The organism is Pseudomonas sp. 18173 (genome assembly GCF_050432945.1).
In the GTDB taxonomy this organism is placed as follows: Bacteria; Pseudomonadota; Gammaproteobacteria; order Pseudomonadales; family Pseudomonadaceae; genus Aquipseudomonas.
Map to the genome: position 1 here is coordinate 40,089 of NZ_JBKFTN010000031.1, position 13,390 is coordinate 53,478.

12 protein-coding genes are annotated in these 13,390 nt (G+C 61.0%); 9 read left to right on the forward strand and 3 right to left on the reverse strand.

What is annotated here, in order from left to right; all coding sequences use genetic code 11:
• Positions 1-96: 96 nt before the first annotated feature.
• From ACLD1X_RS26165 to ACLD1X_RS26175, 3 genes are all read left to right on the forward strand, one after another.
• Positions 97-1,206: a 2-aminoethylphosphonate--pyruvate transaminase gene (locus ACLD1X_RS26165; RefSeq protein ID WP_429372708.1), complete on the forward strand. Its 1,110-nt coding sequence runs from the start codon at positions 97-99 to the stop codon at positions 1,204-1,206.
• A 151-nt stretch (positions 1,207-1,357) separates the two neighbouring features.
• A complete protein-coding gene (gene phnX, locus ACLD1X_RS26170) occupies positions 1,358-2,185 on the forward strand; it encodes a phosphonoacetaldehyde hydrolase (protein WP_429372710.1) in 828 nt (275 codons plus the stop codon).
• Positions 2,186-2,565: 380 nt separating this feature from the next.
• Positions 2,566-3,126: a cytochrome b gene (locus ACLD1X_RS26175; protein ID WP_429372712.1), complete on the forward strand. Its 561-nt coding sequence runs from the start codon at positions 2,566-2,568 to the stop codon at positions 3,124-3,126.
• A gap of 25 nt (positions 3,127-3,151) precedes the next feature.
• On the opposite strand, the gene ACLD1X_RS26180 is transcribed toward ACLD1X_RS26175, so the two are convergent.
• Together ACLD1X_RS26180 and ACLD1X_RS26185 are read right to left on the reverse strand one after the other, a co-directional pair.
• Positions 3,152-4,078, reverse strand: coding sequence for a 1-aminocyclopropane-1-carboxylate deaminase/D-cysteine desulfhydrase (locus ACLD1X_RS26180; protein ID WP_429372714.1), 927 nt, complete (start codon positions 4,076-4,078; stop codon positions 3,152-3,154).
• A 69-nt stretch (positions 4,079-4,147) separates the two neighbouring features.
• Positions 4,148-6,187: an FAD-dependent oxidoreductase gene (locus tag ACLD1X_RS26185; protein ID WP_429372716.1), complete on the reverse strand. Its 2,040-nt coding sequence runs from the start codon at positions 6,185-6,187 to the stop codon at positions 4,148-4,150.
• Between the two features lie 322 nt (positions 6,188-6,509).
• On the opposite strand from ACLD1X_RS26185, the gene ACLD1X_RS26190 reads away from it, so the two are divergent.
• From ACLD1X_RS26190 to ACLD1X_RS26215, 6 genes are all read left to right on the forward strand, one after another.
• Positions 6,510-7,286 (forward strand): ABC transporter substrate-binding protein, encoded by a 777-nt coding sequence (locus tag ACLD1X_RS26190; RefSeq protein WP_429372718.1) that lies wholly within the window; start codon positions 6,510-6,512, stop codon positions 7,284-7,286.
• Between the two features lie 91 nt (positions 7,287-7,377).
• Complete coding sequence (locus tag ACLD1X_RS26195) at positions 7,378-8,067, forward strand: ABC transporter permease (protein WP_429372720.1); 690 nt, start codon at positions 7,378-7,380, stop codon at positions 8,065-8,067.
• Positions 8,068-8,080: 13 nt separating this feature from the next.
• Positions 8,081-8,779 carry an ABC transporter permease gene (locus tag ACLD1X_RS26200; RefSeq protein WP_008018917.1) on the forward strand — a complete coding sequence of 233 codons (699 nt, stop codon included), beginning with the start codon at positions 8,081-8,083 and terminating at the stop codon, positions 8,777-8,779.
• A 9-nt stretch (positions 8,780-8,788) separates the two neighbouring features.
• Entirely contained in the window at positions 8,789-9,901 is a 1,113-nt protein-coding gene (locus ACLD1X_RS26205) for a succinylglutamate desuccinylase/aspartoacylase family protein (RefSeq protein WP_429372723.1), read from the forward strand.
• An 18-nt stretch (positions 9,902-9,919) separates the two neighbouring features.
• Positions 9,920-10,684 carry an ABC transporter ATP-binding protein gene (locus tag ACLD1X_RS26210; RefSeq protein WP_429372725.1) on the forward strand — a complete coding sequence of 255 codons (765 nt, stop codon included), beginning with the start codon at positions 9,920-9,922 and terminating at the stop codon, positions 10,682-10,684.
• 127 nt (positions 10,685-10,811) lie between these two features.
• Positions 10,812-11,720 carry a MurR/RpiR family transcriptional regulator gene (locus ACLD1X_RS26215; RefSeq protein WP_429372727.1) on the forward strand — a complete coding sequence of 303 codons (909 nt, stop codon included), beginning with the start codon at positions 10,812-10,814 and terminating at the stop codon, positions 11,718-11,720.
• Between the two features lie 79 nt (positions 11,721-11,799).
• Here the strand turns inward: ACLD1X_RS26215 and ACLD1X_RS26220 are convergent, their stop codons facing one another.
• Positions 11,800-13,209 (reverse strand): amino acid permease, encoded by a 1,410-nt coding sequence (locus tag ACLD1X_RS26220; protein ID WP_429372729.1) that lies wholly within the window; start codon positions 13,207-13,209, stop codon positions 11,800-11,802.
• Positions 13,210-13,390 lie beyond the last annotated feature (181 nt).

Here is a 13,390-nt window from a genome sequence, read left to right on the forward strand (position 1 = left end):
TGATGGCTGGCATAACAATAAACAATTTGATTGATAACACGGCAAATTGCAATTTAAGCCCCGTAGCTTCATCCCATCGATTGCGAGGACACGAGAATGAGTACTGCCGAGCCCATCCTGCTCACCCCCGGCCCATTGACCACTTCGGCCCGCACCCGTCAGGCGATGATGATCGACTGGGGTTCATGGGATGACCGCTTCAATCAATTGACCGCCAGCCTCTGCGAACAACTGCTGGCAATCGTCAACGGCGCCGCCACGCACCACTGCGTGCCCCTGCAAGGCAGTGGCACCTTCGCCGTCGAGGCAGCGATCGGCACGCTGGTGCCTCGCGATGGCAAGGTTCTGGTGCTGATCAACGGCGCCTACGGCAAACGCCTGGCGAAGATCTGCGAAGTGCTGGGCCGCTCCTTCAGCACCTTCGAAACCGCCGAAGACGAGCCGACCACCGCCGCCGACGTCGACCGCCTGCTGCACGCCGATGGCGGCATCACCCACGTCGCCCTGATTCACTGCGAAACCAGCACCGGCATCCTCAACCCGCTGCCGGAAATCGCCGACGTGATTGCACGGCACGGAAAACGCCTGATCATCGACGCCATGAGTTCCTTCGGCGCGCTACCGGTAGACGCGCAACAGGTTCCGTTCGACGCACTGATCGCAGCCTCGGGCAAATGCCTGGAGGGCGTACCGGGCATGGGCTTTGTCTTCGCCCGCAAGGAGTCCCTGGCCGCTGCCGCCGGCAATTCGCACTCGCTGGCGATGGACCTGCAGGACCAGCACGCTTACATGGCCAAGACCGGCCAGTGGCGCTTCACCCCGCCGACCCATGTGGTCGCCGCGCTGCACGAAGCCTTGCTGCAATACAACGAAGAAGGCGGCTTGCCGGCGCGACACGAACGCTACGCCGCCAACTGCCAGGCATTGATGGACGAGATGGGCAAACTGGGGCTGCGCAGCTTCCTGCCAGCGGCGATCCAGGCGCCGATCATCGCCACCTTCCATGCCCCGAAAGACCCTCGCTACCAGTTCAAGGAGTTCTACGAGCGGGTCAAGGCCAAGGGTTACATCCTCTACCCCGGCAAATTGACCCAGGTCGAAACCTTCCGCGTCGGCTGCATCGGCCATGTCCAACCGGCCGAAATGCGCGAAGCCGTGGCCGCGATCGGCGAAGTGCTGCGCGAGATGGAAGTACTCGACATCTGATCCACCACAGCTCCCCTGTGGGAGCGAGCCCGCTCGCGAAGACGGTCGAACATTCAACACCAATATCGACTGATCCACCGCTTTCGCGAGCAGGCTCGCTCCCACAAAAAAGCAACGCCCCCACCAATAGTTGCCACAGGACTTGATCACCATGAACTACGCCAACCCAACCAGACTGCAAGCCGCCATCCTCGACTGGGCCGGCACCGTGGTCGACTTCGGCTCCTTCGCCCCGACGCAGATTTTTGTCGAGGCCTTCGCCGAGTTCGACGTCCAGGTGTCCATCGAAGAAGCCCGTGGCCCGATGGGCATGGGCAAGTGGGACCACATCCGCACCCTGTGCGATCTGCCGGAAGTTGCCGAGCGTTATCGCAAAGTCTTCGGCCGTACGCCGACCGACGATGACGTCACCGCGATCTACCAACGCTTCATGCCGCTGCAGATCGAAAAAATCGCCGAACACTCGGCACTGATCCCGGGCGCACTGGAGACTATCGCCAACCTGCGCCAGCAAGGGATCAAGATCGGCTCCTGCTCCGGGTACCCGAAACAGGTCATGGACAAAGTGGTCGAACTGGCCGCCACCAACGGCTACGTGGCCGATCACGTGGTCGCCACCGACGAAGTCCCGAATGGTCGCCCGTGGCCTGCCCAGGCGCTGGCCAACGTCATCGCCCTGGGCATCGACGATGTCGCCGCGTGCGTGAAGATCGATGACACCGTGCCGGGCATTCTCGAAGGTCGCCGCGCCGGCATGTGGACCGTGGCGCTGATCTGCTCGGGCAACGCCCTGGGCCTGGACTACGAAGGTTATCGCGCGCTGGGCAGCGACCAGCTGGACAGCGAGCGCAAGCGCATTCACGGGATGTTCGAAGGTTCGCGCCCGCACTACATGATCGACACCATCACCGACCTGCCGCAAGTGATCGCCGACATCAACAAGCGCCTGGCCAACGGCGAAATGCCGCAATCGAGCTAAATAAAGCAACGCCCCCCCGTGTAGGAGCGAGCTTGCTCGCGATGGTGTATCAGTCGACATCAACTAATCTGATACTCCTTCGCGAGCGAGCTAGCTCCTACAAGGTTTTTTCTGTCCGCTACCTGAACCAGAGCATCCAGCGACCAATCGCCTCAGGCAAACCCGGTGAAACAGGATTACAGTTAAAGCACTCCGTCNTCAACTAATCTGATACTCCTTCGCGAGCGAGCTAGCTCCTACAAGGTTTTTTCTGTCCGCTACCTGAACCAGAGCATCCAGCGACCAATCGCCTCAGGCAAACCCGGTGAAACAGGATTACAGTTAAAGCACTCCGTCGAACAAGAACGGTGGCTTTAAACCGGACCTCTGAGGAATACCGTATGCCGTGGAAAAACTCCGCCTCGCGCTACAGCACCGTATCGATCGCGCTGCATTGGTTGATGTTGGTCCTGCTGGCGCTGGTTTACGCCTGTATCGAGTTTCGCGGTCTCTTTCCCAAGGGCAGTGGCGGGCGCACGCTGATCGTCGAATCACACTTCATGCTCGGCCTGACCGTCTTCGTTCTGGTCTGGCTGCGCTTGTTCGCACGCAGTCTCGGCCCGGCGCCGCAGGTCTTCCCGGCTTCACCGCAGTGGCAAACGACGCTGGCCAGGCTGATGCATTGGGCGCTGTACATTTTCATGATCGTCACGCCGATTCTCGGGTGGCTGGTCACCAGCGCCAAAGGCAATCAGGTGATGTTCTATGGGGTCGACCTGCCGATGCCAATCGCGGAAAACAAGGACCTGGCCAAACAACTCCAGGAGTGGCACGAGCTCGGCGGCACTATCGGCTATTGGCTGATCGGCCTGCATGCCGCGGCCGCGCTGTATCACCATTACGTGGTGGGCGATAACACCTTGCTGCGGATGATGCCCAAGAGCGTGAACCGCGATAACTGAGGCCGCATGAGTTTGCAGGCGTGCTTCAGATTTGTGGACTGAACCCCCGGCGCCCCTGCAAGCCACCGGTGTGGACGAAAATCAGCCGCGAGCCTCTGGCAAACGTGCCCGCGGCGACTTGTTGCTCAAGGGCCATGAGCGCTTTGCCGGTGTACAGCGGCTCAAGGGGAATACCGCTGGCCTGGGCGGTCTTTTCGATGAAGTCGAGCAACAGCGGATCGACCTTTGCGAAGCCGCCACGACTGGCCTCGAACAACTCATAATCCACATCGACCACACCGGCTTCCTGCACGATCCGCTCGACCTGCTGCGCCACCCCATGATCATCCGGCACCGCCAGGGCACCGTACACGGGATGATCCCCCGCTTCGGCCAGCACCAGGCCAGCCAGCGTCGTGCCGGTTCCGCAGGCCAGCCACCAGCCGTCGTAATCGCTCCAGCCCAAGCCCTGCAATTGCGCGCACACGGTGGCCCGCAATGGCAGGCAACCCAGGGCGCCAGGCAAACCACCTCCCCCTTCGGGCACCGGATGCAGCGTCGGGTAACGGGTGTGCCAAGGCTGCCAGAAATCCTCTTCATGCCGCGCTCGATAGCCTGCGTAACCCAGCCAGTGCAGCTGCATGCCGAATGCCTGCAAGTCTTTGACCGTCGGGGTTTCCTGAGGATGCCCGCGTAACAGGCCTACAGTGGAAAAGCCGAAACGCTTGCCCGCCGCCGCCAACGCGTGCAGGTGATTGGAGTGTGCGCCACCGAGACTGATGATGCCTTCGGCACCCAAGCGGTCGGCCGTCTTCAGGTGTTCGACGAGCTTGAACCATTTGTTGCCGCTGATCAGCGGGTCGATCAGGTCCAGGCGCAGGATCGCCACTTCGATGCCGGCGTCAGTGAGCCAGTCGAGGTGAAGGGAGTCGAGGGGGGCTTGAAGAAGCCAATTGTCTGGAGGAGAAAGCATGATGCCGGATCTATTGAAAGATCCGGCATCTTAACAGCCGACTTGGGCTGTGAACCCAATCGATGTGAATTACAACTCTGCCGCCAACCGCGAACCCTGATTGATCGCCCGCTTGGCATCCAGCTCTGCCGCGACATCCGCGCCGCCGATCAGGTGTACGTTCTGCCCCGCCGCCACCAGGCTTTCATGCAATTCACGCAGCGGGTCCTGCCCGGCGCAAATCACGATGTTGTCCACTGGCAGCACCTGCGGCTCGCCGGTTTCGCCGATGCGGATGTGCAGGCCTTCGTCGTCGATCTTCAGGTATTCGACGCTGTTGAGCATCTGCACCTGTTTGTTCTTCAGACCGGTGCGATGAATCCAGCCGGTGGTCTTGCCCAGGCCGTCGCCGACCTTGGATTTCTTGCGTTGCAGCAGGAACACCTCGCGTGCCGGCGCATGGGGCGCGGCCTTGATACCGGCAACACCACCGCGTGCCTCAAGGTGCGTATCGATACCCCACTCTTTCCAGAACGCGGCGCGATCCTGACTGGTAGCCACGCCTTGATGAACCAGGAACTCGGAGACGTCGAAACCGATACCACCGGCACCAATCACCGCGACACGCTTGCCGACCGGTTTGCGCTCCAGGATCACATCCAGGTAGCTCAACACCTTGGTGTTTTCCACCCCCGGAATCGCCGGCACGCGCGGCGCAATGCCGGTGGCCAGGATGATCTCGTCGTAACCGCCCTCGACCAGCCGGGCCACGTCGACGCGGGTATTCAGGCACACCTCGACATTGGTGGTCTGCAGCTTGCGCTTGAAGTAGCGAATGGTTTCGTAGAACTCTTCCTTGCCCGGAACGCGCTTGGCGATGTTGAACTGACCACCGATTTCGCTGGCCGAATCGAACAGCGTCACCTGATGGCCACGCTCGGCGGCCACGGTCGCGGCGGACAACCCGGCAGGGCCGGCACCGACCACGGCGATTTTCTTCAGCTGCTGCACCGGCAGGTAGTTCAGCTCGGTTTCGTGGCAGGCACGCGGGTTGACCAGGCAGCTGGTCAGCTTGCCGCCGAAAGTGTGATCGAGGCAGGCCTGGTTGCAACCGATGCAGGTGTTGATTTCATCGGCACGACCTTCAGCGGCCTTGTTGACGAAATCCGGGTCGGCAAGGAACGGCCGTGCCATGGACACCATATCGGCATCGCCCTCGGCCAGGATCTGCTCGGCGACTTCCGGTGTGTTGATGCGGTTGGTGGTGATCAGCGGAATGTTCACAGAACCCCGCAGCTTGGCCGTGACCTTGCTGAACGCCGCACGTGGCACCTTGGTGGCGATGGTTGGAATACGCGCTTCGTGCCAGCCGATACCGGTGTTGATGATGGTCGCACCGGCCTGCTCGATGGCCTTGGCCAGTTGAACGATCTCTTCCCAGGTGCTGCCGCCCTCCACCAGGTCGAGCATCGACAGACGGAAAATGATGATGAAGTTCGGGCCCACCGCGTCACGCACGCGACGCACGATTTCCACCGGCAGGCGCATGCGGTTTTCGTAGCTGCCACCCCAGCGGTCGGTACGGTGGTTGGTGTGGGCGGCGAGGAACTGGTTAATGAAATAACCTTCGGAACCCATGATTTCCACACCGTCGTATTCGGCGGTTTGTGCCAGTACCGAGCAGGAGACGAAGTCGCTGATCTGCTTCTCGATGCCTTCCTCGTCCAGCTCTTTGGGCTTGAACGGGTTGATCGGCGCCTGGATGGCGCTCGGCGCAACCTGCTTCGGGCTGTAGGCATAACGACCGGCATGGAGGATCTGCATGCAGATCTTGCCGCCGGCTTCATGCACGGCACGGGTGACGATGCGGTGCTTGAGCGCCTCTTCTTCGGTCGTCAGCTTGGCCGCACCGGAATACACGCCCCCTTCGTCGTTCGGGCCGATACCGCCGGTGACCATCAGGCCGACACCGCCACGGGCACGCTCGGCAAAGTACGCCGCCATGCGCTCGAAACCACCCGGTTTCTCCTCAAGGCCGGTGTGCATCGATCCCATCAGGGTGCGATTGCGCAGCGTGGTGAAACCCAGGTCCAGCGGAGCCAACAGGTGCGGGTATTGAGCGGCGGTCATCGGTAACTCCACAACGAGCGATCACGGAAAGTGCAGGAGCTCTACGGCCCCCATCAGTCATGTTCGACAGACTAAGAGTCGCGGCCCTGCCACTCAATGACCGTAACTGACAACTTAATGATCGAAATGAGCAGCAGCGTTTGACAAAAGCGGATGCTGGTGTGCTTCGCTGCGCTCAAGACTGATATGTTTATTTTCATTTTGTTGCATATTGATTTTTATTGTGTCATTTATAGTCCCGCCGATCACAGGACTGATCCACCGCGCCAACCCGGATGGCGGGCACCCGTTTCCCCCGAATGCCCTCCAAGGAGTCAACAATATGAACAAGACAGAACTTCTAGGTGCTCTGGCACTGTGCGCTTTCAGCTTCCTGGCACATGCCGACGAAGACAGCCTGCGCATCGGTATCGAAGCCGCCTACCCGCCCTTCTCCTTCAAGACGCCGGAGGGCAATGTCAGCGGGTTCGATTACGACATCGGCAACGCCTTGTGCGAAGAGATGAAGGTCAAGTGCGAGTGGGTCATTCAGGAGTTCGACGGCATGATCCCGTCGCTCAAAGTGCGCAAGATCGATGCCGTGCTGTCGTCGATGTCGATCACCGAAGACCGGATGAAGTCCGTGGACTTCAGCAAAAAGTACTACCACACGCCAGGCAAGTTCGCGATGAAGGCCGGCAACGTGATCAATGACCCGTTGGTGGATCTCAAGGGCAAGAAACTCGGCGTGCAACGCTCCTCGACCTACGACCGTTTTGCCACCGAGCAACTGGAAAAAGCCGGCGTCGTCGTGGTGCGCTACGGCTCACAAAACGAAGCCTTCCTCGATCTCGCCTCGGGTCGCCTGGACGCCACCCTCGCCGACATCGTCAACACCGACGAAAGCTTTATCAAGACAGCGGCCGGCCAGGGTTTTGCGCTGACCGGGCCGGACATCAACGACCCGAAATACTTCGGTCGGGGCGCCGGGATTGCCGTGCGCAAAGGCGACGCCGCCAACGTTGCGCGCCTGAGTGCGGCGATTGATGCGATCCGCGCCAACGGCAAGTACCAGCAAGTGATGGCCAAGTACTTCGCGTTCGATATCTACGGCGAGTAAGCCTTACCCATAGCCCCGGTGCCGGCCCGTTGCAGGCACCGATCCGGGCTTGTCCTGCGCGCCTCGCGGCGCTCGCTTGAGGAACTTCATCATGCTTCACGGCTACGGATCGAGCATTCTCGATGGCGCCTGGCTGACCATAAACCTGGCCTTGACCTCCATGTCCCTGGCGATTGCCCTGGGCCTGATCGGCGCGGCCTTTCGATTGTCGCCACTCAAATGGCTGGCCATGCTCGGGGAAGGCTACACCACCCTGATTCGCGGCATTCCAGACCTGGTGCTGATCCTGCTGATCTTCTACGGCGGCCAGGATCTGGTGAACCGCATGGCCCTGGCGCTCGGTTACACCCGCTACATCGACATCAACCCCTTCATCGCCGGCATCTGCACCATGGGCTTCATTTTTGGCGCCTACCTCTCGGAAACCTTTCGCGGCGCGTTCCTGGCGATTCCCAAAGGTCAGGCCGAAGCCGGCGTGGCCTATGGCATGAGCGGGGCACAGGTGTTCTGGCGAATCCTGGTACCGCAGATGATTCGTTTCGCCATTCCCGGGTTCACCAACAACTGGCTGGTGCTGACCAAATCCACCGCGCTGATCTCGGTGATCGGCTTGCAGGACATGATGTTCAAGGCCAAGAACGCAGCGGATGCCACACACGAGCCGTTCACGTTTTTCCTCACCGTGGCGGCGCTGTACCTGATGCTCACCAGCCTGTCCTTGCTGGTGCTGCGCTATCTGGAAAAACACTACTCGGTCGGCATCAAAGCCGCCGAATTGTGAGTGGGAGCCTGTCATGATTCTCGACTACAACCTGATCTGGGAAAACCTGCCGCTGTACTTCAATGGCGCCTTGTTGACCCTCAAAGTCCTGCTCATTTCCCTGGCCCTGGGCTTGGTCCTGGCGATTCCACTGGCGCTGATGCGGGTGTCGCGATCGCCGCTGATCAACTTCCCGGCCTGGCTCTATACCTACGTGATTCGTGGCACGCCGATGCTGGTGCAATTGTTCCTGATCTATTACGGCCTGGCGCAGTTCGAAGCCGTGCGCCAAAGCGTGCTCTGGCCTTACCTCTCCAGCGCCACCTTTTGCGCCTGCCTGGCCTTCGCGATCAACACCAGTGCCTATAGCGCAGAGCTGTTGGCCGGCAGCCTGAAATCCACCGCCCATGGCGAGATCGAAGCCGCCAGGGCCATGGGCATGTCCCGCCTGACCCTGTATCGCCGCATTCTCCTGCCGTCGGCCTTGCGCCGGGCGTTGCCGCAGTACAGCAACGAAGTGCTGATGATGCTGCAAACCACCAGCCTGGCTTCCATCGTCACGCTCGTCGACATCACCGGCGCGGCACGCACGGTCAGCTCACGGTTCTACCTGCCGTTCGAAGCGTTCATCACCGCCGGCCTCATCTACCTCGCCCTGACCTTCATTCTGGTGCGTCTGTTCAAGCTGGCCGAGCGCCGCTGGCTGGCGTATCTGGCACCGCGCAAGCATTAAGGAGCTGATATGGAACACATTCAATACCTGCTGCCGTGGAGTGCTTCGGGCACTGAACGCACGCTGTCGCTGTTTCGTTTTGGCAGCGGACCACGCAAGGCGTACATCCAGGCGTCCTTGCATGCCGACGAGCTGCCGGGGATGCGTGTCGCCGTCGAACTCAAGCGCCGCCTGCTTGAACTGGAAGCACAAGGCCGCCTGACCGGGGTCGTCGAATTGGTGCCGATGGCCAACCCGATCGGTATCGGCCAGATGTTCCAGGCCACCCATCAGGGTCGCTTCGAGTTCTCCAGCGGCAAGAACTTCAACCGTGACTTTCCGGAGCTGGCCGAAGCCGTCGCACCGTTGCTGGAAGGTCGACTGGGAAATGACGCCGACGCCAACGTCGCACTGATCCGCCGTGCCATGGCCGATGCGCTCGCCGACATGCCGCCACCGGACTCGGAACTCGACGGCCTGCGCCGCCTGCTGCTGCAGCATGCCTGTGACGCCGATGTGGTGCTGGACCTGCACTGCGACTTCGAATCGATCATGTTGCTGTACACGATGCCGCAACACTGGCCACGCTTGCAGTCACTGGCCGCGCGTCTCGGCGCCGGCGTCACGCTGTTGGCCGAAGGTGCGGGTGGCAGTGCCTTCGACGAAGCCTGCGCGATTCCCTGGTTACGCCTGACCGAAATCTTCCCTGAAGCCAATATTCCGCTGTCGTGCGCGGCCACCACCATCGAGTTGCGGGGCATGGCGGACACCGAACGCGAGCAATGCGTCGACAGTGCCCAGGCCATTCTCGGTTATCTCGCAGAGCAAGGCCTGATCAGCGGTGAATGGCCGGCAGCCCCGCCGTCCCGCTGTGAAGCGATGCCCTTCGCCGGTGCGCAGTACGCATGTGCGCCGCATCCGGGGGTGGTGAGTTTTCTGCAACCGCTGGGAGCGCGAGTCAAGGTCGGCGACCCGTTGTTCGAAGTCATTGACCCGCTGAACGACCGCCATAGCGTAGTGCGCGCCAGCACCGACGGCATCCTCTATGCCCGCGAGCGCCTGCGATTTGCCCAGCCCGGTCTGTGGTTGGCCAAAGTCGCAGGCTCCACCCCTATTCGCCAAGGCCGCTTGCTCAGCGACTGATGCCAGAGAGTTCAAACCATGTACAAACTTGAAATTCAGGACCTGCACAAAAGCTACGGCGACCACCAGGTGCTCAAGGGCATATCCCTGCAAGCCCAGGCCGGTGATGTGATCAGCATCATCGGCTCCAGTGGCTCGGGCAAAAGTACCTTCCTGCGCTGCATCAACCTGCTGGAGCAGCCCAACGCCGGCAACATTGTGCTCAACGGCGAACCGCTCAAACTGGTGGCCAACAAACTCGGCGGCCTCAAGGCTGCCGAACCCAGGCAGTTGCAACGCATGCGTTCACGCCTGTCGATGGTGTTCCAGCACTTCAACCTCTGGTCGCACATGAGCGCCCTGGAAAATGTCATGGAGGCCCCGGTGCATGTACTGGGCCTGGGCAAGAAAGAGGCTCGGGAAAAGGCCGAGCACTACCTGAACAAAGTCGGTGTGGCACACCGCAAGGATGCCTGGCCAGCCCATATGTCGGGTGGTGAACAGCAGCGCGTGGCAATTGCCCGCGCACTGGCGATGGAGCCGGAGGTGATGTTGTTCGATGAGCCAACCTCGGCCCTCGACCCCGAACTGGTGGGTGAGGTGCTCAAGGTCATGCAGGACCTGGCACTGGAGGGTCGCACCATGGTGGTCGTGACCCACGAAATGGGCTTTGCCCGCGAGGTCTCCAACCAACTGGTGTTCCTGCACAAGGGCCTGGTCGAAGAACGCGGCGACCCGCGTGAAGTGCTGGTCAATCCACAGTCCGAGCGCCTGCGGCAGTTTCTGGCCGGGAGCCTGAAGTAGTCCTTCTGCTCAGCGATCGATTGCGCCGCGCTTGCCCTGACCGGGTTGGCTTCAGATACACTCCAGCCACCTTGTCAGGGCATCAGGCACAGCCCTTCTCCCACCTTCAGGAACCGTTGAGCCGGATATGCCAAGCCCTTCAAAAGACACCACGGTCTACGCCGCGCCGGTCATGCGCAAACTGACGGAAATCGTTTCCGAGCTACCGCCGTCACTGCGCAAGGTGGCGGACTTTATCCTGCGTCACCCGTTGAAAGCCGCGACGCTGACCATCGAGGAAATGGCTCACGAAACGTCGACCTCACCCGCCGCCGTCAACCGTTTGGCCAAGGCGTTGGACCTCGGTGGCTACACCGGCATGAAGGCCGAACTGGTCGCGACGCTGCAGCAAATGGTGTCGCCGGTCGACAAGCTGCGCAACGAACTGGCCCATCGCCCGGGCGGCGCGTTTGGCCTGCATGAGCAGATCCAGAGCGCCAGCAGCAACCTCGCCACGGCGGCGACCAACAACCACGCCGACACCTTTGAAGCGTTCGTCACTCGCCTGACCACCGCGCGCAAGATTTATATCCTGGGGTTCGGCAACAGTGTCTACTTCGCCGGCCTCGCCGCCTCGACCCTGATGCCCTTCTGCGCCGACGCCACCGCCATCAGCATGGAAGGCGGCAACGAAAACGCCGCGTACCGACTGGCCGCGATCACTGATCAGGACGTGTTGCTGGCGATCTCCCTGCCGCGCTACTCCCTCGACACCCTGCAACTGGCACGTTTTGCCAATGAACGTGGCGCCTCGGTGCTGGCCATTACCGACTCACCCGCCTCGCCGCTGACCGGCATCGCTGAGCACGTGCTGTTTGCGCCTTGCGATCATCCGGTGTTGACCAGTTCCAACATCGCCATGCTCGCGTTGATCGAAGGGTTGGTCGCCGGTGTGATGGCGCGCAACAAAGAGGCGGTCAAACTGGCAACCGAACTGACAGAAAGCGTGATGTCGTACCTGCACATCCCAACCAGCGGAAAACCAGCGAAAAAGTGACGCTGTTTCTGTTTGGCGATGCCTTGAAAGCGAAACGGGCCGGCTGACAAGTGTCAGCCGGCCCGTTTCTCAAATCAGATCAACGCTGAGAGAGAGGCTGATCGTTGGAAATCAGAGCCGCCTGTCCTGCCGCCGGTTTGACCCACGTCAGGTAGGCCAGCACCAGCAACACGATCCAGACCACGCCGACGATCAATGCAGCCTGCGTGTCAGGGAAATAGCCCAGCACACCGAAGACGAACAGCATGAAGGCAATCGCCGCCATCGGCGCGTAGGGCCAGAACGGCACCGGGAATTTCAGTTGCGCAACCTGCTCGGCACTCATGGAGCGACGCATGGCCACCTGAGTGAACAGAATCATCAGCCACACCCACACCGTGGCAAAGGTCGCGATGGAGGCGATCAGCAGAAAGACGTTTTCCGGGATCAGGTAGTTCAGCAACACGCCCAGCAGCAGCGCACAGCTCATCACAACCACCGTCAGCCACGGCACGCCATTGCGCGACAAGCGGGCGAAGCCTTTCGGGGCGTGCCCTTGCTGGGCCAGGCCATACATCATGCGACCCGCACCGAAGATGTCACTGTTGATGGCCGACACTGCCGCCGAGATCACCACGATGTTGAGGATGGTGGCCGCCGAGCTGATGCCCAGGTTGTCGAAAATCTGCACGAACGGGCTGCCCTGGCTGCCGATCTGCTGCCACGGAAAGATCGACATCAGCACCAGCATCGTCAGCACGTAGAACAGCAGAATGCGCAACGGTACGGCATTGATTGCCCTTGGCAGCACATGTTGCGGATCCTTGGCTTCACCGGCGGTAACGCCGATGATTTCAATGCCGCCAAAGGCAAACATCACCACCGCAAACGAGGCGATCAGACCGCCCACGCCATTGGGCATGAAGCCGCCCTGGGTCCAGAGGTTGCTGATGTCGGTCGCCTGGGTACCCGGTGCACTGCTGATGCCGAACAGCATGATGCCGAAGCCGCCGAGGATCATCGCGACGATGGCCCCGACCTTGAGCAACGACAGCCAGAACTCCATTTCGCCGAAGACCTTGACGTTGCACAGGTTCAGGCCGCCGACCACCGAGACGATGCCCAGCACCCAGATCCAGCGCGAGACTTCCGGGAACCAGAACCCCATGTAAATGCCGAACGCCGTCACGTCGGCCATACCGACGATGACCATTTCAAACGCGTAGGTCCATCCGAGAATGAAGCCCGCCATTGGCCCCAGATAGGTGCTGGCGTACTGGCCGAACGAACCGGCCACCGGATTGTGCACCGCCATCTCACCGAGGGCGCGCATGACCATGAACACCGCCGCGCCACCGATCAGGTAAGCGAGCAGGACCGCAGGACCGGCCATTTGAATGGCCGAGGCAGAACCGTAGAACAGCCCGGTGCCGATCGCCGACCCCAGTGCCATGAAGCGAATATGTCGGGCAGAGAGCCCGCGTTTCAAACCTTTTGCTGGCTGTTGCATTGCTCGTCCTTATTTATTCTTGTCCGACGCAAAATCGATTCGCGAGCAAGCCCGCTCCCACAGGAGCTACACCGTCCAATGTGGGAGCGGGCTTGCCCGCGAAGGGGCCCTTACAGGCTCGGCAGCAACTTCGCCGTCACCAGCTCATTCAGGCAGCGCGACGCCAGCAACTCGGTCGCCG

Coding starts and splice junctions, on each gene's coding strand:
- ACLD1X_RS26165 (WP_429372708.1), top strand. CDS start 97: ATGAGTACTGCCGAGCCCATCCTGCTCACCCCCGGCCCATTGACCACT.
- phnX (WP_429372710.1), top strand. CDS start 1,358: ATGAACTACGCCAACCCAACCAGACTGCAAGCCGCCATCCTCGACTGG.
- ACLD1X_RS26175 (WP_429372712.1), top strand. CDS start 2,566: ATGCCGTGGAAAAACTCCGCCTCGCGCTACAGCACCGTATCGATCGCG.
- ACLD1X_RS26180 (WP_429372714.1), bottom strand. CDS start 4,078: ATGCTTTCTCCTCCAGACAATTGGCTTCTTCAAGCCCCCCTCGACTCC.
- ACLD1X_RS26185 (WP_429372716.1), bottom strand. CDS start 6,187: ATGACCGCCGCTCAATACCCGCACCTGTTGGCTCCGCTGGACCTGGGT.
- ACLD1X_RS26190 (WP_429372718.1), top strand. CDS start 6,510: ATGAACAAGACAGAACTTCTAGGTGCTCTGGCACTGTGCGCTTTCAGC.
- ACLD1X_RS26195 (WP_429372720.1), top strand. CDS start 7,378: ATGCTTCACGGCTACGGATCGAGCATTCTCGATGGCGCCTGGCTGACC.
- ACLD1X_RS26200 (WP_008018917.1), top strand. CDS start 8,081: ATGATTCTCGACTACAACCTGATCTGGGAAAACCTGCCGCTGTACTTC.
- ACLD1X_RS26205 (WP_429372723.1), top strand. CDS start 8,789: ATGGAACACATTCAATACCTGCTGCCGTGGAGTGCTTCGGGCACTGAA.
- ACLD1X_RS26210 (WP_429372725.1), top strand. CDS start 9,920: ATGTACAAACTTGAAATTCAGGACCTGCACAAAAGCTACGGCGACCAC.
- ACLD1X_RS26215 (WP_429372727.1), top strand. CDS start 10,812: ATGCCAAGCCCTTCAAAAGACACCACGGTCTACGCCGCGCCGGTCATG.
- ACLD1X_RS26220 (WP_429372729.1), bottom strand. CDS start 13,209: ATGCAACAGCCAGCAAAAGGTTTGAAACGCGGGCTCTCTGCCCGACAT.